Origin of the sequence: Streptomyces hokutonensis (genome assembly GCF_000376565.1) — a bacterium.
Lineage (GTDB): Bacteria > Actinomycetota > Actinomycetes > Streptomycetales > Streptomycetaceae > Streptomyces > Streptomyces hokutonensis.
On record NZ_BARG01000114.1, the window covers coordinates 1 to 24,083 of the forward strand.

Below are 24,083 nucleotides of genomic sequence, written 5' to 3' on the forward strand. Positions count from 1 at the left end.
AGGTTCTGAGTCGGAATTTCCGGCCCTCCGGGAGTGGCTCCCGTACACGCGAAGTGTCCGGGTTCCCCCTCAGGCGGAGCCGTAAACGTACTGGAGCGGGCCGCCTCGATGCAAATCGAGGCGGCCCGCTCCAGGTTCACGCGTACGAGGGGGTCGTACGACGGTCAGACCTCCACCACGACCGGGAGGATCATCGGCCTGCGTCGGTAGTTGTCCGAGACCCACTTGCCGAGCGTGCGGCGGACCAGTTGCTGCAGCTGGTGGGGCTCGACGACGCCGTCCTGGGCCGAGCGTTCCAGGACCTCCGTGATCCTTGGGACCACTTCCACGAAGGCGGAGTCGTCGATGCCGGAGCCGCGGGCCTGGATGTGCGGGCCGCCCGTGATCTTGCCGGTGGACGAGTCCACGACGACGAAGACCGAGATGATGCCCTCGTCTCCCAGGATCCTGCGGTCCTTCAGCGCGGGCTCGCCGACATCGCCGACCGAGAGGCCGTCGACGTACACGTAACCGGCCTGGACCTTGCCCGAGATCTTGGCCTTGCCCTCGATGAGGTCGACGACCACGCCGTCCTCGGCGATGACGATCCTGTCGTGCGGGACGCCGGTCAGGGCACCCAACTCGGCGTTGGCCCGTAGGTGGCGCCATTCGCCGTGGACCGGCATCAGGTTCTTCGGCTTGCAGATGTTGTAGAAGTACAGCAGCTCGCCGGCCGAGGCGTGTCCGGAGACGTGGACCTTGGCGTTGCCCTTGTGGATGACGTTCGCGCCCCAGCGGGTGAGGCCGTTGATCACGCGGTAGACGGCGTTCTCGTTTCCCGGGATGAGCGACGACGCCAGGATCACCGTGTCGCCGGCGACGATACGGATCTGGTGGTCGCGGTTGGCCATGCGGGACAGGGCGGCCATCGGTTCGCCCTGCGAGCCCGTGCAGACCAGGACGACCTCGCTGTCCGGGAGGTCGTCGAGCGTCTTGACGTCCACGACCAGGCCCGGCGGGACCTTGAGATAGCCGAGATCACGCGCGATGCCCATGTTCCGGACCATCGAGCGGCCGACGAAGGCGACCCGGCGGCCGTACTCGTGTGCCGTGTCCAGGATCTGCTGGATGCGGTGCACATGGCTGGCGAAGCTCGCCACGATGATGCGCTTGCGGGCGCCGGCGAAGACCTGGCGCAGGACGTTGGAGATGTCCCGCTCGGGCGGGACGAATCCCGGTACCTCGGCGTTCGTCGAGTCGGCGAGGAGCAGGTCGATGCCCTCCTCGCTGAGACGTGCGAACGCGTGTAGATCTGTCAGACGGCCGTCCAGCGGCAGCTGGTCCATCTTGAAGTCGCCGGTGTGGACGACCATGCCCGCGGGGGTGCGGATGGCGACCGCGAGGGCGTCCGGGATCGAGTGGTTGACCGCGACGAACTCGCAGTCGAACGGGCCGATGCGCTCGCGGTGCCCTTCGGCGACCTCGAGCGTGTACGGGCGGATGCGGTGCTCCTGGAGCTTCGCCTCGATGAGGGCGAGGGTCAGCTTGGAGCCGATCAGCGGGATGTCCGCCTTCTCACGAAGGAGGTACGGGACTCCGCCGATGTGGTCCTCGTGGCCGTGCGTGAGGACGATGCCGTCGATGTCGTCGAGGCGGTCCCTGATGGACGTGAAGTCCGGCAGGATCAGGTCGATTCCGGGCTGCTCCTCCTCGGGGAAGAGCACGCCGCAGTCGACGATCAGCAGACGGCCGCCGTATTCGAAGACCGTCATGTTTCGGCCGATTTCCCCGAGGCCGCCGAGTGGGGTGACCCTCAGGCCGCCTTCGGGGAGCTTCGACGGAGGGGCGAGTTCAGGATGCGGATGGCTCAAAAGACTCTCCTACCCATGCGCGCCACGTACCGGTGGGCACGTGGCGCGCATGACGTTCGTGCAAATGCAGTTATTGGATGTGGGGTGCAGGCGCCGAAGCCCTGCGTATTGAGTTGTGAAGTCTGTTGTCAGAGCTGTACCCCGCCGGCGGCAAGATCGATCTTGAGCTGGGTGATCTCCTCGGGCGAGCACTCGACCATCGGTGAGCGCAGGGGTCCGGCGGGCAGTCCCTGGAGGGTGAGCGCGGCCTTGGTGGTCATGACGCCCTGGGTGCGGAACATGCCGGTGTAGACGGGGAGCAGCTTCTGGTGGATCTCGGTGGCCTTCTGGACGTCACCGGAGACGTACGCCTCCACCAGGGTGCGCAGTTCGGGTGTGACCACATGGCCAACGACCGAGACGAAGCCGACCGCGCCCACGGAGAGCAGCGGCAGGTTCAGCATGTCGTCCCCGGAGTACCAGGCCAGGCCGGTCCGGGCGATGGCCCAGCTGGCACGGCCCAGGTCGCCCTTGGCGTCCTTGTTGGCGACGATCCTGGGGTGCTCGGCGAGCCTGACCAGCGTCTCGGTACCGATCGGGACGCCGCTGCGGCCCGGGATGTCGTAGAGCATGACCGGCAGTCCGGTGGCGTCGGCGACCGTCGTGAAGTGACGGTACAGGCCCTCCTGCGGGGGCTTGTTGTAGTACGGCGTGACGACGAGCAGGCCGTGTGCGCCGGTGCGTTCGGCCGTGCGGGCGAGTTCGACGCTGTGGTGGGTGTCGTTGGTGCCGACGCCGGCGATGACGTGGGCGCGGTCGCCGACCGCCTCCAGTACGGCTCGTACGAGATCCGCTTTCTCCGCGTCGCCGGTGGTCGGGGACTCACCGGTGGTGCCGTTGATGACCAGGCCGTCGTTGCCTGCGTCCACCAGGTGGGTGGCGAGCCGCTGCGCGCCGTCGAGGTCGAGCGCGCCGTCCGCCGTGAAGGGCGTGACCATGGCGGTGAGGACCCTCCCGAAGGGGGTCTGCGGAGTGGAGGTCGGAGCCATGGGTAACACGCTACTCGCTGCTCAATGCGGGGTCTGCCCTCGGGGCAGGCGACAAGTCGTGACAAATATGGAGCCCGGCACTGCCTGCTCGGGGGTTCAAGCAGTGCCGGGTCCGTTTGATCAGGCTAGATGAACTTCTCCAAATGCCGCAATACGGACACTTCGCGCGACTGATCCGTACATGTGTGCCCGCGCGGCAAACAGAGGTGCGCTACGGGGCGACCCGACCGTTGGCATTGAAGGCCGCGTAGGTGAGCGGCATGAGCTTGGCCCACTGCTCCTCCATCTTCTCGCCGACCATCTCGATCTCCCGCTGCGGGAACGACGGCACCTTCGCCAGCTCGTGCTGGGTGCGCAGACCGAGGAAGTGCATCAGCGAACGGGCGTTGCACGTGGCGTACATCGAGGAGAAGAGGCCTACGGGGAGCACGGCTCGGGCGACTTCGCGGGCCACGCCGGCGGCGAGCATCTCCTGGTAGGCCTCGTACGCCTGGCGGTACGAGTCCTCCATGGTGCGGCCGACCAGCTCCTGCTGGGCCTGAGTGCCCTCCACGAACACGTACTTGCCCGGGCGGCCCTCCTGGACCAGCTTGCGGGACTCGCCGGGGACGTAGAAGGTCGGCTGGAGCTCCCTGTACCTTCCCGATTCCTCGTTGTACGACCAGCCCACCCGGTGGCGCATGAACTCGCGGAAGACGAAGATCGGGGCGCTGATGAAGAAGGTCATCGAGTTGTGCTCGAAGGGGCTGCCGTGGCGGTCCCGCATCAGGTAGTTGATGAGGCCCTTTGAGCGCTCGGGGTCCTTGCCCATCTCTTCCAGGGACTGTTCGCCGATCGTCGAGACGCGGGCGGCGAAGAGCACGTCGGCGTCGGACGCGGTGTGCTTGACCAGCTCGACGGTGACATCGCTGCGGAAACTGGGCTTGAGGTCGTCGGCGGGAGTGTCGGTCACGGCTCGGAGGGTCCTTCCATCACGTCTCTCGGGCGGCGCCCACTCTACGGCCCGGCACTGACATCGGGGCGTTCGGTGCCGTGCCGCGACATTCGTTGGCGAACTTCTGCGAATTCGGCGAAACGGGGCACCTTTTGGGGCGTTCGCTCGTCTGTCTTGGTGAGAGTCACCCGTTCGATCACGATTCGATCCCTGAGGGGAGATGCACCACCGATGCTCCGTCGGCGCGAACCCGTCCCGTTCGCCTTCATCGCCGAGACCGACCGCTTCCGCAGCAACGTCACCCCGCCGCCCCGTGAGCGCGCGTCCGCCGGTCAGATAGCCGGGCGTTGGCTTCTGGGGCTCACCATCATCGCCGGCATCGTGGGCTCCCTGGTCCTCGGTATGCCGGCGCTGTCCCAGCACGACCTCTCGACGCAGAACCAACAGTCGCAGGCCGCGGACAACCGCTGACCTGGGACGCAGCTGACACTGACTCATCCGGACCCCCAATGGTGGTGAGCGGGAACTCGGCCGGATAGCCTCACCGGGCACAGCCCACGCATGGATTCAGTGAGGACACCAGCCGTGCCCCTGCCCTTCCTTACGGCCGACCGCGCATTCGAGGCCGCGGACGAGCTCGCGCTGCCGTTCGACGACCGCGACCGCTGGCGGCGCCCCTACCGGCCCGGCCCGTGGCGCGTCGCGGCATCGGCACTCGTGCTGCTGCTCGCGTCGTACGTGCTGTTCGCCGCCGTCATCATCGCGTTGACCGGCTCGCGGTCCGAGGCCGGAGTGATCCTCGGTATCGCGGTGGCCGTCATCCTCTGCGCCCTGCGGCTGCTGCGCATGGGCGTGTGGGTGAGCGCGCGCGGGCTGCGCCGGGTGCGGTTCCTCTTCACCCGTACGGTGCCCTGGGACCGGGTCGCCGCCGTACGGACGGTGCAGCAGCCGGTGCGCTGGCTCGGGCTGCCGCGGACTGTGCAGGGGCAGGCCCTGGTCCTCGTACGGAAGGACCGTGCTCCGGAGGACGTGCCCGCGCTGCTGACCACGCACGACATCGATTTCGTGGCGCGTGCCTCCGCCTTCGACCGGGCCGCGGACTCGGTCGAGGTGTGGTCCGACGAGTACCGGCGGAGCTGACCGGCCGAGAGCGACGCGAAGGGGCCGGTCCGCAGCGAGTGCGGGCCGGCCCCTTCGGCGTGCGGGCGTACGGGAGTTCAGGCCTGGACCGGGCGGCCGGCGTGCAGGGCGATCGCGCGTTGCATCGCCTTGCGGGCGCGCGGGGTGTCGCGGGCGTCGTGGTAGGCGACGGCGAGGCGGAACCAGCTGCGCCAGTCGTCGGGGGCCGCCTCCGTCTCGGCCTTGCGCTTGGCGAAGACCTCGTCTGCGGAGTCGCGGTCGATACGGCCGCCGGGGGTGCGCCTCAACTCGTCGACGGGCAGGCCGCCTTCGGCTTCGAGCAGGGCGGCCAGGCGGTTGGCGTTGCGGACGAACTGGGTGTTCTTCCAGAGGAACCACACGCCGATCACCGGCAGGATCAGGACCGCGATCCCGAAGGTGACGGTGATGACCGTGCCCGACTGTATGAGCATGACGCCGCGGCTGCCGACCAGGACGAAGTAGAAGACCAGGACGGCGGCCGTGACGGCGTAGGTGAGTTTGGCGCGCATGTCGTGAGCCTCAGCCCAGGTCCAGGAAGTGTTCCAGGCCGAAGGTGAGGCCCGGGGTGGTCACCACGCGGCGCGCGCCGAGCAGGATGCCCGGCATGAAGCTGCTGTGGTGCAGGGAGTCGTGCCGGACGGTCAGGGTCTCGCCCTCACCGCCCAGCAGGACCTCCTGGTGGGCCAGCAGGCCGCGCAGCCGGACGGAGTGGACGGGGATCCCGTCGACGTCCGCACCGCGCGCGCCGTCCAGGGCCGTCTCCGTGGCGTCCGGTGCCGGAGCCGTGCCCGCCTTCGCGCGTGCCTCGGCGATGAGCTGGGCCGTGCGCGTGGCCGTACCGCTCGGGGCGTCGACCTTCTTCGGGTGGTGCAGTTCGATGACCTCGACCGACTCGAAGTAGGGCGCGGCGATCTGCGCGAACTTCATGGTCAGGACGGCCCCGATGGAGAAGTTGGGCGCGATGAGGACGCCCGTCTGCGGGGAGGCGTCCAGCCAGCCGTTCAGTTGCGCGAGGCGTTCCTCGGTCCAGCCGGTGGTGCCGACGACCGCGTGGATGCCGTTCCGGACGCAGAAGTCGAGGTTGTCCATCACCGAGGCGGGGGTGGTCAGTTCGACCGCCACCTGGGCGCCCGCGGCCGTGAGCGCCTCCAGGGTGTCGCCCCGGCCCAGGGCGGCCACCAGTTCCATGTCCTCGGCGGCCTCGACGGCTCGTACCGCCTCGGCGCCGATCCGGCCCTTGGCACCGAGGACCGCCACGCGCAGCTTGCTCATCGTTCTTGCTTCCTTACGACGGGTGTTAGGCGACGGCGTCGTTCAGTCGGGCCGCCTGCTTGTCCTTGAGCGGGCCGATGACCGCCAGCGAGGGTCGCTGTCCCAGGATCTCGCGAGCGACCTCGCGGACCTCGTCCGGGGTGACCGACGCGATCCTTGCCAGCAGGTCGTCGACGGACATCTGCTCGCCCCAGCACAGCTCGCTCTTGCCGATGCGGTTCATCAGCGCGCCCGTGTCCTCGAGACCGAGGACGGTGGAGCCCTGGAGCTGGCCGACGGCGCGGCCGATCTCGTCGTCGGACAGGCCGTGTTCGGCGACCTGGTCCAGTTCGTCGCGGCAGATCTTCAGCACGTCGTGGACCTGCGAGGGCCGGCAGCCGGCGTAGACGCCGAAGAGGCCGCAGTCGGCGAAGCCGGACGTGTACGAGTACACGCTGTAGGCCAGGCCGCGCTTCTCCCGGACCTCCTGGAAGAGGCGGGACGACATGCCGCCGCCGAGGGCCGTGTTGAGCACCCCGAGGGCCCAGCGGCGCTCGTCGGTACGAGCCAGGCCCGGCATGCCCAGGACGACGTGCGCCTGCTCGGTCTTGCGGCCGATCAGCTCGACGCGGCCCGCGGTGCGCAGGGTGCGGCGGCCGTCGCGCGGGGCGATGGGCGCGGCCTGGGCGTTCTTGAACGCGCCGGCCTTGTCGAAGGCGGCACGGACCTGTCGTACGACCTTGTCGTGGTCGATGTTGCCCGCCGCGGCGACCACGAGGTGGGTCGGGTCGTAGTGCTTCTTGTAGAAGCGGCGAATACGGTCCGCGGTGAGGGCGTTGACGGTGTCGACCGTGCCGAGGACGGGGCGGCCGAGGGGGTTGTCGCCGAACATCGTGCGCGCGAACAGGTCGTGCACGCAGTCGCCCGGGTCGTCCTCCGTCATGGCGATCTCTTCGAGGATGGCGCCGCGCTCTACGTTGACGTCCTCCTCGCGGATCAGGGAGCCCGTCAGCATGTCGCAGACCACGTCGATGGCGAGCGGCAGGTCGGTGTCGAGCACGCGCGCGTAGTAGCACGTGTACTCCTTCGCGGTGAACGCGTTCATCTCGCCGCCGACCGCGTCGATCGCGGAGGAGATGTCCAGCGCGCTGCGCCGGTGCGTGCCCTTGAAGAGGAGGTGCTCCAGGTAGTGCGTGGCGCCGTTCAGCGACGGCGTCTCGTCGCGGGAGCCCACGTGTGCCCAGATGCCGAAGGTGGCGGAGCGGACCGAGGGCAGCGTCTCGGTGACGATGCGCAGGCCGCCCGGGAGGGTGGTCTTGCGGACCGTGCCGATGCCGTTGGTGCCCTGGATGAGGGTTTGGGTACGGGCGACGGCCCGCGCCTCCGAGGAGGTGCGGGCCGTCGTCGTGGTGCTGGTCGACGTCACTTGTCGCCGTCGTCCTTCTTGTCGTCCTCGGCGTTCTCTTCACCCTCGATGACGGGGATCAGGGAGAGCTTGCCGCGGGAGTCGATCTCGGCGATCTCGACCTGGACCTTCTGGCCCACGCCGACGACGTCCTCGACGTTCTCCACGCGCTTGCCGCCGGCGAGCTTGCGGATCTGCGAGATGTGCAGCAGACCGTCCTTGCCCGGGAGCAGCGACACGAACGCACCGAAGGTGGTGGTCTTGACGACCGTACCCAGGTAGCGCTCGCCGACCTCCGGCATGGTCGGGTTGGCGATGCCGTTGATCGTGGCGCGGGCGGCCTCGGCCTGCGAGCCGACCTGGGCACCGATGTAGATGGTGCCGTCGTCCTCGATCGTGATCTCGGCGCCGGTGTCCTCCTGGATCTGGTTGATCATCTTGCCCTTCGGGCCGATGACCTCGCCGATCTTGTCCACGGGGATCTTGACGGTGATGATCCGCGGGGCGTTCGGGGACATCTCGTCCGGCGTGTCGATCGCTTCCATCATCACGTCGAGGATGTGGAGGCGGGCGTCACGGGCCTGCTTGAGGGCGGCGGCCAGGACGGAGGCGGGGATGCCGTCCAGCTTGGTGTCGAGCTGGAGGGCGGTGACGAACTCCTTGGTGCCGGCGACCTTGAAGTCCATGTCGCCGAAGGCGTCCTCCGCACCGAGGATGTCGGTGAGGGCGACGTAGTGCGTCTCGCCGTTGATCTCCTGGGAGATCAGGCCCATGGCGATACCGGCGACGGGGGCCTTGAGGGGCACACCCGCGTTCAGCAGCGACATGGTGGAGGCGCAGACCGAGCCCATGGACGTCGAGCCGTTGGACCCGAGGGCCTCGGAGACCTGGCGGATCGCGTAGGGGAACTCCTCGCGCGTCGGCAGGACCGGGACCAGGGCGCGCTCGGCGAGCGCTCCGTGGCCGATCTCGCGGCGCTTGGGGGAGCCGACGCGGCCGGTCTCGCCGACCGAGTACGGCGGGAAGTTGTAGTTGTGCATGTAGCGCTTGCGGGTCACCGGGGAGAGGGTGTCCAGCTGCTGCTCCATGCGGAGCATGTTGAGGGTGGTGACGCCCAGGATCTGGGTCTCGCCACGCTCGAACAGCGCGGAACCGTGCACGCGCGGGATGGCCTCGACCTCGGCGGCCAGGGTGCGGATGTCGGTGACACCGCGGCCGTCGATGCGCTTCTTCTCCTTGATGACGCGCTCACGGACCAGGGACTTGGTCAGCGAGCGGTACGCGGCGGAGATCTCCTTCTCGCGGCCCTCGAACTCCGGGAGGAGCTTCTCGGCGGCGAGACCCTTGACGCGGTCCAGCTCGGCCTCGCGGTCCTGCTTGCCGGCGATGGTCAGCGCAGAGGCGAGCTCCGGGCGGACGGCGGCGGTGAGGGCCTCCAGGACGTCGTCCTGGTAGTCGAGGAAGATCGGGAACTCGCCGGTCGGCTTGGCGGCCTTGGCGGCGAGGTCGGCCTGCGCACGGCAGAGCACCTTGATGAAGGGCTTCGCGGCGTCCAGACCGGAGGCGACGACCTCCTCGGTCGGCGCCTCGGCGCCGCCCGCGACCAGCTGGATGGTCTTCTCGGTGGCCTCGGCCTCGACCATCATGATCGCGACGTCGCCGTCCTCCAGGACGCGACCGGCGACGACCATGTCGAAGACGGCGTCCTCGAGCTCGGTGTGCGTCGGGAACGCGACCCACTGGCCGTTGATCAGCGCGACGCGGACGCCGCCGACCGGGCCGGAGAAGGGCAGACCGGCCAGCTGCGTGGACGCGGAGGCCGCGTTGATCGCGACGACGTCGTACAGGTGGTCGGGGTTGAGCGCCATGATCGTGGCGACGACCTGGATCTCGTTGCGCAGGCCCTTCTTGAAGGACGGGCGCAGCGGGCGGTCGATCAGGCGGCAGGTGAGGATGGCGTCCTCGGAGGGACGGCCCTCACGGCGGAAGAAGCTGCCGGGGATCTTGCCGGCGGCGTACATCCGCTCCTCGACGTCCACCGTGAGGGGGAAGAAGTCGAGCTGGTCCTTGGGGTTCTTGGAGGCGGTGGTGGCCGACAGCACCATGGTGTCGTCGTCCAGGTACGCCACGGCGGAGCCGGCGGCCTGCTTGGCCAGGCGGCCCGTCTCGAAGCGGATGGTGCGGGTGCCGAAGGAGCCGTTGTCAATGACGGCCTCGGCGTAGTGGGTCTCGTTCTCCACTAGCGTTTTCTCCGTTACTTGTCGTCTTTCGTCCCTCCCCGCCCGTGTGGCGGGGGGACGGTGGCGGAGAAGCGCTGTCTGGTGCGGGCCGGTCTTCGATCGAAGCACCCGGGGTTTCCTGCCCGGGGGCCACTACCGAGGACCGGCGGCTGCGAGGCGCGCTTCTCCTCGTTCGTTTCGTACGTTGTCGAGCTGTCGTGCGTTGTCGTGCCGTGTCGTGCGTATTGCGTTGTGCTACCACACTACAAAGCGGCAGTGACACTCCGCACGTTTCCGCACGTACGGGCAATCCGTACATACGGCAAAGGGAGCGACTCCCGATCGTTTCGGGAACCGCTCCCCTTCACGGCGTCTTACTTGGCGCCCGCCGCACCGCGGCGGATGCCCAGGCGGTCGACCAGCGCGCGGAAGCGCTGGATGTCCTTCTTGGCCAGGTACTGCAGCAGCCGGCGGCGCTGACCGACCAGGATCAGCAGACCACGACGGGAGTGGTGGTCGTGCTTGTGGGTCTTGAGGTGCTCGGTCAGGTCCGAGATGCGGCGCGAGAGCATGGCGACCTGGACCTCGGGGGAGCCGGTGTCGCCCTCCTTCTGGCCGAACTCGGTGATGAGCTGCTTCTTCGTAGCGGCGTCGAGCGACACGCGTACTCCTCGTAGTCTTTGATGTGCCACCGAGTGCCCCTGGTCCACTTCTCAGGGGAGCTTCCGTAACTCGGGAGGCGGGATCCGCTGGGCGCGGCCTCCGGAGCGGTGAGCTCCAGGGGTGCGTACACAAACGGCCGCTACACAGCGTACCAGCCTGGGGGGACACCTCGGTCCAGCTCCGTGAAGGGCCCTGACCGGGGCGGATACGGCCACTAGGGTGATCCGCATCCACATGAGGACCGTGGATCACGTCGGTTCGTCGGGAAGGGGTCGCTTCGCCATGGCGGAGACGGAGCAGGAGATCAAGGCACGCAAGGAGCGGGAGCGGGACGAGCTGTACGCCCTCGACATCTCGGGCGTCGAGTGGCGCAGCGCGCCGGGCACGGAGGAGCACGAGGAGCGCGTCGAGATCGCCGACCTGCCCGACGGCGCGGTGGCCATGCGCTCGTCGCTCGACCCGGAAACCGTGCTGCGCTACACGGAGGCGGAGTGGACGGCCTTCGTGCTGGGCGCCCGGGACGGCGAGTTCGATCTGGAGCCTGCTCCGGAGGAGCAGCAGTAGTCGTGGGCGTGGAAAAGGGGCGGCACGCGTGTGTGCCGCCCCTTTCGCATGTCGTGGCTTCTTAGCTGGTCATCGCCCGTGCCTGCGCGTACACGTCGAAGACGGCCAGGGAGAGCGGGATCAGGGTGAGCAGGACGAAGCTCTCGGCGATCTCCAGGAAGCGGCCCCAGAAGGGGGTGACTCCGCGCTTCGGGGTGATCAGGCCGACGGCGGTGACCAGGGCGGTGGACGCGGCTACGGCCGCCGCGAGCCAGACGCTGCGGATGTCTAGGGAGTTCGGGTCGCCGAGGAACGCGTCCCGCACGTACGCGTGCGGCGGGTTCAGGGCGAGGCCCAGGCCCAGGAAGACCAGGGCGGCCAGGCCCGCGGCGAGGGTCGCGCCGACCTGGGCGGTGTAGCGGAACAGGTGGGCGCGCATCAGCATCGCGACGCCGGTGGCGAGGGCGAGGAGCTGGGCCCACACGTTGCTGGAGAAGCCGAGGACGATCGAGGCGCCCACGGAGACGAGGGCGCAGCCGCCGACCAGGCCGACGAGGAGTTCGTGGCCGCGGCGGGCGCGGGCGGCGATGCGCTCGGCGTCGACGGGCTCCTGGGCCACGGGTTCGCCGTCGCCGTAGCCGCGGGTGGGGTTGGGCGGTTCGAAGCCGATGGGGAGGCGGGCGAAGCGCATGGACAGGCCCGGCAGGAAGGCGAGCGCGCACACGGAGAGCGGGGCGCAGATCGCGGCCGTCTCGATGGGCTTCAGGTGGGCGAGCATCGCGGTGAACGTCGTCAACAGGCCGATGGCGGAGGCGAAGACGAAGGCCACGAAGGGGCCGTCCCCTCCGGGTGACACCAGGGTGAGGACGACGGCCGCTACGAGGACGGCGGCGCAGGCCAGCAGGAACTGGAGCCGCCCAATGCCTTCTCCTTCGGAGAAGGGGAGCAGTCCGGAGCCCGCCACGGCGATGTTCGGGAGCGCGCCCAGGCCCAGGGCGACCGCCGAGCCACGGTCGTCGTACACGCGCGCGCGGACGCAGGCGATGGTGATCAGGAGGATGCCGGCGAGGCCGGCGACGATGCCCTGGAGGCCGTTCATGTCGTGGTGGATCTGGGAGCTCCAGGCCACGAACGCGAGCAGCGCGGGCAGGATGCCGCCCGCGACGAGACCGGCTGCGCGCGTCAACTCGCCGTTCCACAGGGCACGGTCACGGGTGACGGCGGCGGCGACCGCCTCGGAGACGTCGTCGTAGACGGCCGGCGGCAGGGAGTCGGCGAAGGGGCGCAGGGTGAGCAGTTCGCCATCGAGGATGCGCTGTGCGGCGAAGGAGCGGGCGCCGTCGAGGACGGTGCCGTCGCGGCGTACGAGGTGGTAGCCGACCGGGGCGCCCTCGGCGAGGCTCTGCTGGGACAGCCGCAGGATCTCGGGGTACAGGTCGGCGACCGGTACGTCGTCGGGCAGGGCCACGTCGATCCGGCTGTCGGGCGCCACGATGGTGACCCGGCAGAAGCCGAAGCCCGTGCCCGCCCCGGATGAGGCTCCGGTGCCCGTTCCGCCGGTCGCGCCGGCCGGCGCGGAGGCCGTGATGCTCACCTGCTGTTCCCCCTTGTCAGTGACGGACGGTCCGCGAAGGTGCCGCGCGCGTCCACCGTGTGGTTCCGCCGTAAAGATCCTGTGCAGGTCGCGCCGTGCCGCCCGTCCCGTCGGCCGGCCGCGCCGTCGCGCCCGGCACTCAACAGGATCCGACGGGATCCGCCCGCCGCGAACACTGCGGTTTTGCCCGGTTTTCCCGGAACGATTCGCAACTGCTCACACGTCTCACGGGCACCCTACCGCCCGCCGTTGTCAGTGGTTGTCAGTAGGATCGCGCAGTGCGGATCGGCGTCCGCCCGACACGGGGCGGCGGACGAAACAACTCGGTCCGGCAAGGGAATTGGTGCGTAGTGAGCCAGATCGTCGTCAAGCGCCCGCCGAGGTCGCTGCCGAAGGAAGTGCCCACGGACGAGGTCATGCTGCAGGCTCCGCCGGAGCTGCCGCGCGGCCAGCAGGAGGGCGCCATGATGCAGCTCCTGCCCATGCTCGGCATGGGCGGGTCGGTGGTGTTCTTCTTCAACCCCAGTGCCCAGCCGTTCATGAAGATCATGGGCATGGTGATGATCGCGTCCACGGTCGCGATGGGCGTCTCGATGCTGGTCCGCTACCGCCGGGGCAACCAGGGGCAGATGGCCGACATGCGCCGTGACTATCTGCGCTATCTGTCCCAGACCCGGCGTACGGCCCTGGAGACCGCGCGGGCCCAGCGCGACGCCCAGTACTACCTGCACCCTTCGCCGGAGCAACTGTGGGCTCTGGTCGCCGAGGGCAGCCGGGTGTGGGAACGCCGGACGAACGACGAGGACTTCGGACAGGTGCGGGTCGGCCTCGGCCCCCAGGGTCTCGCCACTCCCCTGGTCCCGCCGGAGACCGCCCCGGTCGACGAGCTGGAGCCGCTGACGGCGGGCGCCATGCAGCGCTTCCTGGCCACGCACAGCACCCTCGAGGACCTGCCGATGGCGGTCTCGCTGCGCGCCTTCTACCACGTGACGATCAGCGGCGAACCGGCCACCGTGCGCGGCACCGCGCGCGCCCTCGCCGCCTCCCTCGCCTCGATGCACTCCCCCGAGGACCTCGTCATCGCCGTCGCCACCGGGCGCGAATCGGTGCCCGAGTGGGAGTGGGCCAAGTGGCTCCCCCACGCGCAGGCGCAGGGGCTCGCGGACGGCGCGGGCACCATGCGCCTGATCAGCACCGACCCCGTGGAGCTGGAGGAGATGCTCGCGGACCGCCTCCAGGGCCGCCCGCGTTTCCACCCGGCCGGAGCGCCGGTGCCCGAACAGCCGCATCTGGTGGTCGTGCTGGACGGCGTCTCCCTGCCGCCCACCTCCTTCCTGGCCAGCCCCGAGGGACTCCAGGGGGTGACGATCGTCGAGGTCGTCCCTGGTGACCTGAGCAGCGGACGCGGTGACCTCTCGGTCGTCGTACACCCGAAGGAACTCCGCCTGGAGTCGGGCCACGGCATGGTCTACGAAGGCACGCCGGACGTCCTGTCGTACGAGGCCGCCGAGGCGCTGGCGCGTCAACTGGCGCCGCTGCGCATGGTGTCGGGCGGTGACGACGACGAACCGCTGCTCGCCAACCTGGAGTTCACGGATCTGCTGAACCTGGGCGACGCGGCCTCCGTGGACCCGAAGCGGACCTGGCGCCCGCGTTCGACGGCGGAGCGGCTGCGGGTGCCGATCGGGCTCGGTGAGGACGGCCGGCCCGTGATGCTCGACCTCAAGGAGGCGGCCCAGGAGGGCATGGGCCCGCACGGCCTGTGTGTCGGCGCGACCGGTTCCGGCAAGTCGGAGCTGCTGCGCACCCTGGTGCTCGGCCTCGCGGTGACGCACTCCTCGGAGACGCTGAACTTCGTCCTCGCGGACTTCAAGGGCGGTGCGACCTTCGCCGGTATGGCGCAGATGCCGCACGTGGCGGCCGTGATCACCAACCTGGCGGACGACCTGACGCTCGTCGACCGTATGGGTGATTCGATCCGCGGTGAGTTGAACCGCCGCCAGGAGATGCTGCGCGACGCGGGCAACTACGCCAACATCCACGACTACGAGAAGGCGCGCGCCGCGGGCGCTCCCTTGCAGCCTGTCCCTTCACTCGTCCTGGTGATCGACGAGTTCAGCGAACTCCTCACCGCCAAGCCGGACTTCATCGAGATGTTCGTGCAGATCGGCCGTATCGGCCGCTCCCTGGGCGTGCATCTGCTGCTGGCCTCGCAGCGCCTGGAGGAAGGCCGGCTGCGCGGCCTGGAGACGTACCTGTCGTACCGGATCGGTCTGCGCACGTTCTCTGCCGCCGAGTCGCGGGCCGCGCTCGGGGTGCCCGACGCGTACGAGCTGCCGAACGTGCCGGGTTCGGGCTTCCTGAAGTACGGCACCGACGAGATGGTCCGCTTCAAGGCGGCGTACGTATCCGGGGTGTACCGCACCGGTTCGCAGCAGGCCGCCGCGCTCGGCGGGCCGCTCCCGGTGGACCGCAGGCCGGTGCTGTTCACGGCGGCGCAGGTGCCGGTGCAGTACGCGCCCGTGCCGCGTCAGCGGCAGGCGGAGACGGCGGACGAGAAGGACGACGCGCTCGCCGACACCGTGCTCGACGTGATCGTGCGGCGACTCGAGGCGCAGGGGCCGGCCGCGCACCAGGTGTGGCTGCCCCCGCTGGACAGCCCGCCGTCGCTCGACTCCCTGCTGCCCGGACTCGCGGCCGTACCGGGACGGGGCATGACACAGCCCGGCTACGAGGGCGCGGGCCGGCTCGTCGTCCCGGTCGGCCTGGTCGACAAGCCGTACGAGCAGCGGCGCGACCCGCTGTGGACAGACTTCGGCGGCGCGGCAGGACATATGCAGATCCTCGGCGGTCCCCAGTCCGGCAAGTCGACGCTGCTGCGCTCGCTCATCGCGTCGTTCGCGCTCACCCACACTCCGCGCGAAGTGCAGTTCTACGCACTGGACTTCGGCGGTGGCGGTCTGTCCGCAGTGGCCGGTCTGCCGCACGTGGGCGGGGTGGCCTCCCGCCTCGACCCCGAGAAGGTCCGGCGTACGGCGGCCGAGGTCTACGGCGTGATGACCCGCCGAGAGGAGTACTTCCGTACGGCCGGGATCTCGTCGATCGCCGAGTTCCGCGCCCGCCGCGCGCGGGGCGACATCTCCGTGACGGACCAGCCCTGGGGCGACGTTTTCCTCGTCATCGACGGCTGGGGCAACTTCCGTACGGACTACGAGGCGTTGGAGCCGCTGGTGCTGGACATCGCGGCCCGCGGTCTCGGTTACGGCATCCATGTGATCCTCACGGCTTCGCGCTCCATGGAGGTGCGCGCGAACATGAAGGACCACCTGATGAACCGGCTGGAGCTGCGGCTGGGCGACCCGATGGACTCGGAGTTCGACCGCAAGGTCGCCGCCAACGTGCCCACGGGCGTGCCCGGTCGGGGCCAGACCCCGCAGAAGCAGCACTTCATGGCGGCGGTCCCGCGCATCGACGGCCTGTCCTCGGACACGGACCTCGCCGAGGCGACGACGGCCCTCACGGCCGAGGTCGCCCGGCACTGGCAGGAGCCCGGAGCGCCCGAAGTCCGGCTGCTGCCGAGGGAGTTCCCGGCGGCGCAGCTTCCTCCGGGCGACCGCTTCCCGAACCGGGGCATCTCCTTCGCCCTCGACGAGGACAACCTGGAGCCGGTGTTCGTCGACTTCGACCAGGACCCGTTCTTCCTGGTCTTCGGCGAGAGCGAGTCCGGTAAGTCGAACCTGCTCAAGCTGCTGATCAAGCGCCTCGGCGAGCGCCACGACGGCAACGCGTGCAAGCTCTTCGTGGTCGACAACCGGCGTTCCCTGCTGGGCGTGACCCCGCCCTCGCACCTGGCCGAGTACATCCCGATGTCGAACCAGATGCAGCACCACATGGACGCGCTGGCCGACCTGATGCAGCGCCGCACTCCGACGTCGGACGTCACTCCGCAGCAGCTCCGGGACCGGAGTTGGTGGCGGGGCCCGCAGGTCTTCGTGATCATCGACGACTACGACCTGGTGTCCACGTCGAGCGGCAACCCTCTGTCGGGGCTGACCGAACTCCTGCCGTTCGCGCGGGACGTGGGCGTGCGCTTCATCATCGCCCGCTCCACGGCGGGTGCGGGGCGCGCCGGTTACGAGTCGTTCATGCAGCGGATGAAGGAACTCGGCGCCCAGGGCGTGGTGTTGGCGGGCGACCCGGCGGAGGGCGACCTGCTGGGCGGGGTCAGGCCGCGGCCGATGCCCGCCGGGCGGGGTGTGTTCGTGTCCCGGAAGCGGGGGAAGCCGCTGGTCCAGATCGGCCGGGTGGCGGACAGCGACGAGTAAGCCCCCCATTGGGCCGACGGGTTCCTCAGAACGTGGTGAGGGCGACGACCTTGCTGTCGTGCATGAGGAAGACGCGGTTTCCGTCGGCGGCGAGGCGGGTGTAGTCGGTACGGGGGAACTCGTACCGCCACAGCCTCCCCCCGTCGACGGCCTTCGCGGCGTCGAGCTCCATGGGCTCGGTCTGCACCACGCTCTTGTCGATCGACCACACCGCGTGCCCCTGCGGCAGAGCACGCCCCGCGTAGAGAGCCGTGCCCGCGGATTCGGAGTAACCGGACCACAACTGGCTCCCGTCGCGCGGGTCCAGGCGTCTGGGATAGATGCCCTCCGTGGCGTAGAGCCTGCTCCCGGAGACCGTCACGGGTCCCCAGCGCTCCCGGTAGAGGTCCCCGTGGGGCTTGACGCTCCAGATCCGCTCCCCGTCGGCGATCCGCACCGCGTCCAGGGTGTAGCCGCCGAGGTAGGCGGTGTCGCCGCGGACGGCCGGCCGGCCGGCCGGAGCCCGATGGGGACGTGGGCGAGGCGGTTCCACGCCATACGGCCGTTGCTCGTGTCGACCGCCAGGAAGTTGCCGTCGGTCGTGCCCATGACCAGCCTGCCCGGTCCGACGGCGGCAGGGGCGAACACCTTCTTGCGGAAGTCCGCCGGGACCGTCGCCGTCCACCCGACCTTCGCGTCCGCGCGGCGCACGCTGCGCAGCCGGTCGTCCTTGGTGAGGATGTACACCGACTCCGCGTCGGCGCCGAGGAGTTGGGCCGCCTCGGCCGCCGGGCAGGTCCACTTGGGTTCTCCGGTGGACGGGACGTACGTCCGCAGCGCGCCCTGGCTGTCCGTGCCGACGACCAGCCGGTCGGAGAGCGACAGACAGCCGCTCTTCGTCACCACGCGGGGCGCGCTCCAGCGGCGTCTGCCGTCCTTGACGCCGTAGGCCACGATCCCGCCGCTCGCGGCACCGAGGACGAGGACGTCCCGCACCGGCAGCAGATACGGCGAGTAGACGTCGGCGGCGTTCTCCAGTGTCCAGAGGGTGCCGGGCCGGCCCAGGGAACCGGAGACCTTGTCGGCGACGACGGTCATCCGGGCCGTGGGGGTGGCCACCGCCGGCGGAAGGGTGAAGGGGCTGCTTTCGGGCCACCGCCCGTGCTGCCGCCCGTCGTGCCGAGCAGCCAGGCCGTCGTACCGCCCCCGGCGGCGACCACGACACCCGTGGTGGACAGTCCGGCGAGCAGCCGTCTGCGTGTCAACGCCCGTCTCGCGCGCAGCAGTTGAGCGGTCGCGTCGGTGGTCATGCGGGCGGCACCGGTCTCCCGCTCCTTGATGGCGTCGGCGAGCCGTCCCCGCTTCCAGGCGCGGTCGGCGCGCTTGGACACGTCCATCGCCCGTACGATCTCGGCGGGTTGGGGCCGTGCGGCCGGGTCCTTGGCGAGGCAGGGTTCGACGAGCGCCCTCAACTGCGGCTCCACGCCGTCGAGTCGGGGCTCCCCGTGGACGACCGCGTACTGCACGACGGCCACATGGGAGCCCTCGAAGGCGCGCTGTCCGGTGAGCGCGTAGGCGAGCACCGCGCCCAGCGAGAACACGTCGGCGGCGGGGGTCACGCGCCTGCCGAGCACCTGTTCGGGGGCGCCGTAGCCCGGGGTGACGGGGGTCTGGCAGGTGGTGGTGAGGGTCAGTCCGTGTTCGGGGCGGGCGATGCCGAAGTCGATGACCTTCGGGCCGTAGGCGGTGAGGAGGATGTTGGACGGCTTCAGGTCGCGGTGCACGACGTCGGACCGGTGCAGCTGGTCCAACGCCGAGCAAAGGGCGGCCCCCAAGGCCCGCACCGACCGCTCCGGCAGCGGTCCCGTGCCCAGAACGGTCTCGTCGAGGGCGGGCCCGAGCACGAACTCCGTTGCCAGCCAAGGCGTTTCGGCGAACGGATCGGCGTCCACCACCCGGGCCCCGAACCGGTCCCCGATGACCCGGGCCGCGTCCACCTCGAGCCGGAACCGGGCACGGATGCCCGGATCGGTCGCGATCCGGGCGTGCGTCGTCTTGAGCGCGACCGTACGCCCGCCGACGCCACGCGCCATGTACACCGTGCCCATGCCACCACTGCCGAGCCGGGCAACGAGCCGGTACGGACCGAGAGTTACGGGGTCGTCGTGGGCGAGGGGTGTGGGCATCGCGCTCTTGTCATCAGGGCCTGTGGCGGGGGCGGCGGTCGATACGACAGTCCCAAGTCCCAGCCGCGTCTACTCGGACAACCGCACTTCGGCGGCCAGCACGGAGGCCGACTGATGAGCGACGGCCGCGACGATCCGGGCGGGCAACCAGCCGGCGCCGAGCCCACCACCCCCTGTGGGAAAGGCAGTTCGGGAGTCGGGCGCCAGCTCCCCGATGATGTCAGAGAGCTGAGGACGACGGGCAGGATCACGCGCCAGACACCGCGCCACCAGCGAACGGAGCGCGGCCGGCAACTCCCCCTGCTCCGGAGCCGTATGACCCGTGGCGGCGTACGCGAGCGTCGCCCCCAGCGCGTATACGTCACCCAGCGGCCGCGGCTGCCCACCGGCCGCCTGCTCGGGCGGAAGACTCCCGGCGTCCAGCCCCGGCGCTCCCCACCGCGGCACACCGTCCGGCGCGGCGGCCCGCACCGCCCCGAAACAGCCGAGCCGGGGCCCGTCGGCCGCGAGCAGCACGGCCGCCGGACTCACCCCGGCGTGCGACAGGTTCTGCCCGTGCAGCACGGCGAGCGTCTCGGCCAGCGCTACGGCGAGCGCGCGCACGGTCCGCTCGGGCAACGGATCGCGGTTCACGGCAAGGGCGGTGGGGAGCGGCAGCGCGGGCACGTAGGGCCGGGCGTGCCAGGCTTCACCGCCCGGGGCGGCGAGTTCGGTGGCCGGCAGCACCCAGGGCCCGAGCAGATACCGCGAGATGTCGGCCTCCGCCATGAACCGCCCAGGGTCGGCCTTCGGCAGGGGCACGCTCAGCAGGACGGTGCGGTCGCCGTCGGGGCTGCGGGCGGTGAACCGGCGTTCGGGGGTGGGGGGTTGAGCCGGGGCGTGGGCGGGGGTGCCGCTGTCGAGCCGGGTGACGACCGTGTAGGGGCCGATCCGCCGCGTCGTAGCCATAGGCATAGCCATGTATGGTGCGCTCCCCTCCCACCGGTCCTTCCGGCACGGGCGCGTGCTCACCCTCTCGTGCAGGGGCCAGGTACGGCAACGGGTGGGCGCCTCCCGCGCGCGCCCACCCTGAGTTGCTTTTGCTGCTGCGTACCTCGTCCTACTGGAAGTAGCTGGCGGCCTTCTTGTCGCCTTCCATGTAGGTACCGCCCGACGTGTACACGACGTGACCGATGCCGGTCAGCGCGGTGTGGATGTCGTTGGCTTCTTTGTCCCAGCGGTGCAGCTTCTCGTTGAAGGTGCCCTGGGCGTCACCCTCCCAGTACTGCTGGCTCTTCACGACCAGCGCGCGAAGCTCCTGGAGGTCCTGCTCCAGCTGCTTCGCCTCGTTGCCGATCTTGGTGGCCGCGAAGTCCAGCCCGTCATAAGTGACGGAAAGGCCGTCGGAGTTACGGCTCATGCGTGTGTACCTCGTCTCGTTCGTATGGGGCGGTGGGCGTCGTGACTCAGTAGGAGCTCAGCGGGGAGGTCACGGTCGGGGCGCCGTCCTGGAGGTCGATCTTGTTGACCGCCGCGCGGACCTCGTCCTCCTTGCTGTCCTTGATGTTGCGCGTCGCGGTCATCGCCTCGATGACGTCACCGAGAATGGTGCCGATCTTCTGCAGCGACTCATTGATCTCGTACTGCTTCTTGTCGAACGCGGCACGCCCGATTCCGTGCCACTGACCCTCAAGCCCGTCGATCACACCCTGAAGCCCGTGCACGCGCTTGGCGATGCCGTCGTACTTGTCGAGCATCTGCTTCTGAATATCGACTACTGCGGCATCTTCGAGCTTCTGCTTGTTGGACATGGTCAGCTCACCCTTCTTCTATTGACTGGCGTCGTGTGTTGACTGATTCGCGGTCTGACTGGAAATCCCGGTCACCTGGCACGCCGTGCGCGCGCTACGGCCACACCCGCACCACCGATGACGAGCACGGCGGCGGCACCGCCGAGCGCGATCCAGAGCGTGTTGCTGTCGTTGGACGACTTGGCGGTTGATCCTGCGGCTGAGGTGCCGCCGGTAGAACCCTTGCCCGGATTCTTCGACGTCGCCGATGCGGACGGAGTCGACGCGGTCGACGAGGAGGAACTCGCCGACTTGGCGAGCAGGTTGCCGCCGTTCTCCTTCGCGAGCGGGTCGACGTTGGGGGCGCCGGCGTCGTACTTGGCGTTCTCCAACACCACGCGAGGACGGACGAAGCCGTAACCGGCGTACTTGCTCGGGTCGTTCTCCGCCCACGTGCGGCTCGCCGTGTCGATCAGGGAGCGGGTGACCTGGTTGACCGTCCAGTCGGGGTGGGCGGACCAGATGAGGGCGGCGGAGGCGGAGGCGATGGCGGTCGCCTGGCTCGTACCACCCGTATCGCAATACGTGTGGAAGGTGGCGTCGCACCATCCCGGAATCCCTGTGCCGGGTGCCGCGAGGTCGACGTAGTTTCCGTACGCGGAGAACTTCGTCACGGTGAACGACGAGTCGACCGCCGCGATGCCGATCACATAGGGGTAGGCGGCGGGATAGTCGACATTGCCGTCTCCCGTCCCCGTACCCGAGTTGCCTACGGCGGCGATCATCAGCTTGCCCTTGGAAGCGGCATACTTGACCGCTTCCTCCTCCTCAGTGCTGACGTATCCCCCGATCGACATGCTGATGATCTGCGCGTCGGTGTCGGCCGCGGCCCTGATCGCCTGCCAGGGCTCGGGCGTCTTCTTCTGCTCCGCCGAACCGACCTTCAGGCCTTTGAGGTCGACGCGATACGGGACGATCTTCGCACCCGGCGCCAGCCCCTTGAGGCTGCCTCCCGCCCCGGTACCCGCGATCAGCTCGGCCATGGACGTGCCGTGGCCGTCGAAGTCGACCGTGGAGTGATACGAGACCGCCTTCGGGACCTCGTCCACCAGCACCTGCCCCTTCAAGGACGGTGTGTCGGGGTTCACCCCGGTGTCGATGACGGCGACCTTGACGCCCTTACCCGTGCTGACCTTCCACATCTTCTCGGCCTGCATCTGGTCCAGGTACCACTGCTTCGACTGGACATCGTCGGCAGCGGCATTCGGGGCGAATCCCACGCCTACCACGGCCAGGGCGCCAACTACCGCGCTCACGGCGCGCACTCGTCTGACACGGCGCGTCCCGAGGAGCGCAGCACTCTGGGCTCGTCGGCTGGTCCCTGACTTCATGGCGTTGACTGTCCTCGCTCGCGCTCAGTTGACGGCCGGCGGCACTTCACGCCGCGGCGGGGTGGGGAGGTGAGTTTCTTCTTCGTTCTCGGCGAGGTGGTCGGCCGGCTGAGTTCCGTCCGTGCGTTCCCTGTCGCCGCGCTTCCCTTGGTCACCAGGTCCGCGCACGAGGCCTGAGCCGCCGCGCGTCATTCCGTTGCGTTCGGCCTGGGCGAGAGATTTACGTTGGGTGGGCGTGGCCGTGACACTCTCCGGAGTACCCGTACCGCCACGCGCTCCCGGTGAGCTCGGACCCGGCCTTGTCACGGTCTCGGGCGCTCCGAAGACTCCGCGCTGCCCGGGCCGACCCCCCGTTGACCGGGAACCGGCCGCCTCCTCGGCACCGATGACATTGCCACGGGGAATCCTCGCCCCGCCCTTCGCCGGATTGCCCCCGGCGGACGTGGGCCGCCCGCCCACCACACCGTTCGAACGTCCGGCGCCGGTGGTCGAACCACCGTTGCCGCGTGGAACCGCCGTACCGCCTGACCGCGGGACACCACCGGTGACGCCTCGCCCCATCGGCGACGACTTCGCTCCTGAAGCGGTGCCCTTCGCAAGCGACCGGCCGGTCTCCGTAGCGCGGCCCATCTGACTCGCGGGCCCGCGACCCGCAGACCGCTCTGCGCCCGAATTGCCCAGACCGGATGTACCACTTCGCCCTTGCGCGGAGAAGGGGGCCCGCAAGCCGCCGGCGCTCCTGCTCACCGGACCATTGGGGATGGGAGTCCCGAAGCCGCTCTCGAACACGTTGGCTGGGCCTCCCCCCGGAGCAGGGACACCCGTGACCGGCGGATTGTGAACTGTGGTGGGCACCGTGGTGGCCGGCGGAAGTGTGCCGACACTGTCGATGTTCGTGTGCGTCGGCACATCAGGGGGAGTCACATGATCAGTGGTGTGTTTCGCAGGCGGCGTGACGTCCTCTGGGACATCACGTTTGCCGGTACCACCCGTGACTGACGCAACCGTTGCGTGGTGATCCGCAACGCTCGACGCACTGGTCTTTTCGGCATTAGGGGACGCGATCCGGTTGTAGCCGCCCTGCTCGGTCTTCTGAGGCCGCGGCACACCGACGTTCGGCATGGCCGTGAACTCAGGCGCCTTGCTGTTCAGCGCCGCCAGCTCGTCCTTGGACACCACGTAGTACGACGACAGCCGGTTCATCTGGTTGATCGCCTCTTGGCGATCCTTCTCCACGCGTACGGCCGCCGCGTACTCGTCCTTGTTCGCGACCTTCTCGGCCGCCGTGAACGTCGTGGGGTGTTTCCGCTCCGCCTGTGTGTCGCGAGGGGGCATGGCACTGCGTACGGACGCCAAACCCATGGCAGCGGCGGTGATCTGATCGCCCGCGCCCCCGGCGAAACTGCTCAGGCTGTGCGTCTGGGTGACGAGTTCACTCCCCCACTTACGGAACGCGTCGCCCGACTTCCCGGCCCACTGGACCCTGTCGATGTGACCGCTGAGCTCGTCGGCCGCCGCCTTGATCGCGTCACGCGCGTCCCAGAGCGCCTTGCCGGAGGACTCCAGGTCCTCCGGGTTCGTCCGCTCCACGAGGTCGATCATCTCGTTGAGCGGGCGGCTCTCGAAGTTCGTACGACGGTCGCCGGTCGGCCCGTGCACGGAGTCGTGGACGGCCTGGCCCTGCGACGTGCTCTCGACCACCGCGCGCACAGGGTTGTAGAAGAGGCCGGCCAGGAGGCCGGTCTCTCTCGGGCGCTCCTCGACGCCCCGCGCCAGGTCGGTGAA

21 protein-coding genes are annotated in these 24,083 nt (G+C 69.5%); 4 read left to right on the forward strand and 17 right to left on the reverse strand.

What is annotated here, in order from left to right:
• Positions 1–164: 164 nt before the first annotated feature.
• From SSP08S_RS51140 to thyX, 3 genes are all read right to left on the reverse strand, one after another.
• Positions 165–1,850 carry a ribonuclease J gene (locus tag SSP08S_RS51140; protein ID WP_026179541.1) on the reverse strand — a complete coding sequence of 562 codons (1,686 nt, stop codon included), beginning with the start codon at positions 1,848–1,850 and terminating at the stop codon, positions 165–167.
• 128 nt (positions 1,851–1,978) lie between these two features.
• Positions 1,979–2,878, reverse strand: coding sequence for a 4-hydroxy-tetrahydrodipicolinate synthase (gene dapA / locus SSP08S_RS51145; protein ID WP_019075408.1), 900 nt, complete (start codon positions 2,876–2,878; stop codon positions 1,979–1,981).
• A gap of 211 nt (positions 2,879–3,089) precedes the next feature.
• A complete protein-coding gene (gene thyX, locus SSP08S_RS51150) occupies positions 3,090–3,830 on the reverse strand; it encodes an FAD-dependent thymidylate synthase (protein WP_019075409.1) in 741 nt (246 codons plus the stop codon).
• 213 nt (positions 3,831–4,043) lie between these two features.
• On the opposite strand from thyX, the gene SSP08S_RS51155 reads away from it, so the two are divergent.
• Together SSP08S_RS51155 and SSP08S_RS51160 are read left to right on the forward strand one after the other, a co-directional pair.
• Positions 4,044–4,283 (forward strand): hypothetical protein, encoded by a 240-nt coding sequence (locus tag SSP08S_RS51155; protein WP_019075410.1) that lies wholly within the window; start codon positions 4,044–4,046, stop codon positions 4,281–4,283.
• A gap of 114 nt (positions 4,284–4,397) precedes the next feature.
• On the forward strand, positions 4,398–4,952 hold the full coding sequence (locus SSP08S_RS51160; protein WP_019075411.1) for an SCO5741 family PH domain-containing membrane protein: 555 nt from the start codon (positions 4,398–4,400) through the stop codon (positions 4,950–4,952).
• A gap of 77 nt (positions 4,953–5,029) precedes the next feature.
• On the opposite strand, the gene SSP08S_RS51165 is transcribed toward SSP08S_RS51160, so the two are convergent.
• The 5 genes from SSP08S_RS51165 to rpsO form a co-directional block, all read right to left on the reverse strand.
• Positions 5,030–5,482: a tetratricopeptide repeat protein gene (locus SSP08S_RS51165; RefSeq protein WP_019075412.1), complete on the reverse strand. Its 453-nt coding sequence runs from the start codon at positions 5,480–5,482 to the stop codon at positions 5,030–5,032.
• Between the two features lie 10 nt (positions 5,483–5,492).
• Complete coding sequence (gene dapB / locus SSP08S_RS51170; RefSeq protein ID WP_019075413.1) at positions 5,493–6,245, reverse strand: 4-hydroxy-tetrahydrodipicolinate reductase; 753 nt, start codon at positions 6,243–6,245, stop codon at positions 5,493–5,495.
• 25 nt (positions 6,246–6,270) lie between these two features.
• Positions 6,271–7,650 carry a M16 family metallopeptidase gene (locus tag SSP08S_RS51175; protein ID WP_019075414.1) on the reverse strand — a complete coding sequence of 460 codons (1,380 nt, stop codon included), beginning with the start codon at positions 7,648–7,650 and terminating at the stop codon, positions 6,271–6,273.
• Complete coding sequence (locus tag SSP08S_RS51180; RefSeq protein WP_019075415.1) at positions 7,647–9,869, reverse strand: polyribonucleotide nucleotidyltransferase; 2,223 nt, start codon at positions 9,867–9,869, stop codon at positions 7,647–7,649. The genes SSP08S_RS51175 and SSP08S_RS51180 overlap by 4 nt, the downstream gene beginning before the upstream one ends.
• Positions 9,870–10,222: 353 nt before the next feature.
• Entirely contained in the window at positions 10,223–10,510 is a 288-nt protein-coding gene (rpsO, locus tag SSP08S_RS51185; protein ID WP_019075416.1) for a 30S ribosomal protein S15, read from the reverse strand.
• Between the two features lie 283 nt (positions 10,511–10,793).
• On the opposite strand from rpsO, the gene SSP08S_RS51190 reads away from it, so the two are divergent.
• Entirely contained in the window at positions 10,794–11,075 is a 282-nt protein-coding gene (locus SSP08S_RS51190; protein WP_019075417.1) for a DUF397 domain-containing protein, read from the forward strand.
• Between the two features lie 61 nt (positions 11,076–11,136).
• Here the strand turns inward: SSP08S_RS51190 and eccD are convergent, their stop codons facing one another.
• Positions 11,137–12,648 (reverse strand): type VII secretion integral membrane protein EccD, encoded by a 1,512-nt coding sequence (gene eccD, locus SSP08S_RS51195; RefSeq protein WP_019075418.1) that lies wholly within the window; start codon positions 12,646–12,648, stop codon positions 11,137–11,139.
• A gap of 350 nt (positions 12,649–12,998) precedes the next feature.
• Here eccD and SSP08S_RS51200 point away from each other — a divergent pair, with 350 nt between their 5' ends.
• Entirely contained in the window at positions 12,999–16,973 is a 3,975-nt protein-coding gene (locus SSP08S_RS51200; protein ID WP_019075419.1) for a type VII secretion protein EccC, read from the forward strand.
• Between the two features lie 25 nt (positions 16,974–16,998).
• Here SSP08S_RS51200 and SSP08S_RS62285 read toward each other — a convergent pair whose 3' ends face one another.
• The 8 genes from SSP08S_RS62285 to SSP08S_RS51230 all read right to left on the reverse strand — a co-directional run bounded on the left by SSP08S_RS62285 (position 16,999) and on the right by SSP08S_RS51230 (position 23,900).
• Positions 16,999–17,334 (reverse strand): outer membrane protein assembly factor BamB family protein, encoded by a 336-nt coding sequence (locus SSP08S_RS62285; protein WP_019075420.1) that lies wholly within the window; start codon positions 17,332–17,334, stop codon positions 16,999–17,001.
• A complete protein-coding gene (locus SSP08S_RS62290; RefSeq protein WP_019075421.1) occupies positions 17,331–18,071 on the reverse strand; it encodes an outer membrane protein assembly factor BamB family protein in 741 nt (246 codons plus the stop codon). Before SSP08S_RS62290 ends, SSP08S_RS62285 begins: the two co-directional genes overlap by 4 nt.
• A complete protein-coding gene (locus SSP08S_RS58640; RefSeq protein ID WP_019075422.1) occupies positions 18,047–19,138 on the reverse strand; it encodes a serine/threonine-protein kinase in 1,092 nt (363 codons plus the stop codon). Before SSP08S_RS58640 ends, SSP08S_RS62290 begins: the two co-directional genes overlap by 25 nt.
• 69 nt (positions 19,139–19,207) lie before the next feature.
• Positions 19,208–20,098 carry a protein kinase family protein gene (locus SSP08S_RS51210; protein WP_026179542.1) on the reverse strand — a complete coding sequence of 297 codons (891 nt, stop codon included), beginning with the start codon at positions 20,096–20,098 and terminating at the stop codon, positions 19,208–19,210.
• A 139-nt stretch (positions 20,099–20,237) separates the two neighbouring features.
• Positions 20,238–20,537, reverse strand: a complete 300-nt coding sequence (locus SSP08S_RS51215; protein WP_019075424.1) for a WXG100 family type VII secretion target — start codon at positions 20,535–20,537, stop codon at positions 20,238–20,240.
• 46 nt (positions 20,538–20,583) lie between these two features.
• Positions 20,584–20,928 carry a WXG100 family type VII secretion target gene (locus SSP08S_RS51220; RefSeq protein ID WP_019075425.1) on the reverse strand — a complete coding sequence of 115 codons (345 nt, stop codon included), beginning with the start codon at positions 20,926–20,928 and terminating at the stop codon, positions 20,584–20,586.
• 71 nt (positions 20,929–20,999) lie between these two features.
• A complete protein-coding gene (locus tag SSP08S_RS51225; RefSeq protein WP_281176180.1) occupies positions 21,000–22,232 on the reverse strand; it encodes a S8 family serine peptidase in 1,233 nt (410 codons plus the stop codon).
• Between the two features lie 90 nt (positions 22,233–22,322).
• Complete coding sequence (locus SSP08S_RS51230) at positions 22,323–23,900, reverse strand: WXG100 family type VII secretion target (RefSeq protein WP_245608136.1); 1,578 nt, start codon at positions 23,898–23,900, stop codon at positions 22,323–22,325.
• Between the last annotated feature and the right edge of the window lie 183 nt (positions 23,901–24,083).

Coding starts and splice junctions, on each gene's coding strand:
- dapA (WP_019075408.1), bottom strand. CDS start 2,878: ATGGCTCCGACCTCCACTCCGCAGACCCCCTTCGGGAGGGTCCTCACC.
- SSP08S_RS51155 (WP_019075410.1), top strand. CDS start 4,044: ATGCTCCGTCGGCGCGAACCCGTCCCGTTCGCCTTCATCGCCGAGACC.
- SSP08S_RS51230 (WP_245608136.1), bottom strand. CDS start 23,900: ATGATCGACCTCGTGGAGCGGACGAACCCGGAGGACCTGGAGTCCTCC.
- SSP08S_RS51210 (WP_026179542.1), bottom strand. CDS start 20,098: ATGGCTATGCCTATGGCTACGACGCGGCGGATCGGCCCCTACACGGTC.
- SSP08S_RS58640 (WP_019075422.1), bottom strand. CDS start 19,138: ATGCCCACACCCCTCGCCCACGACGACCCCGTAACTCTCGGTCCGTAC.
- SSP08S_RS51215 (WP_019075424.1), bottom strand. CDS start 20,537: ATGAGCCGTAACTCCGACGGCCTTTCCGTCACTTATGACGGGCTGGAC.
- dapB (WP_019075413.1), bottom strand. CDS start 6,245: ATGAGCAAGCTGCGCGTGGCGGTCCTCGGTGCCAAGGGCCGGATCGGC.
- SSP08S_RS51220 (WP_019075425.1), bottom strand. CDS start 20,928: ATGTCCAACAAGCAGAAGCTCGAAGATGCCGCAGTAGTCGATATTCAG.
- SSP08S_RS51190 (WP_019075417.1), top strand. CDS start 10,794: ATGGCGGAGACGGAGCAGGAGATCAAGGCACGCAAGGAGCGGGAGCGG.
- SSP08S_RS51165 (WP_019075412.1), bottom strand. CDS start 5,482: ATGCGCGCCAAACTCACCTACGCCGTCACGGCCGCCGTCCTGGTCTTC.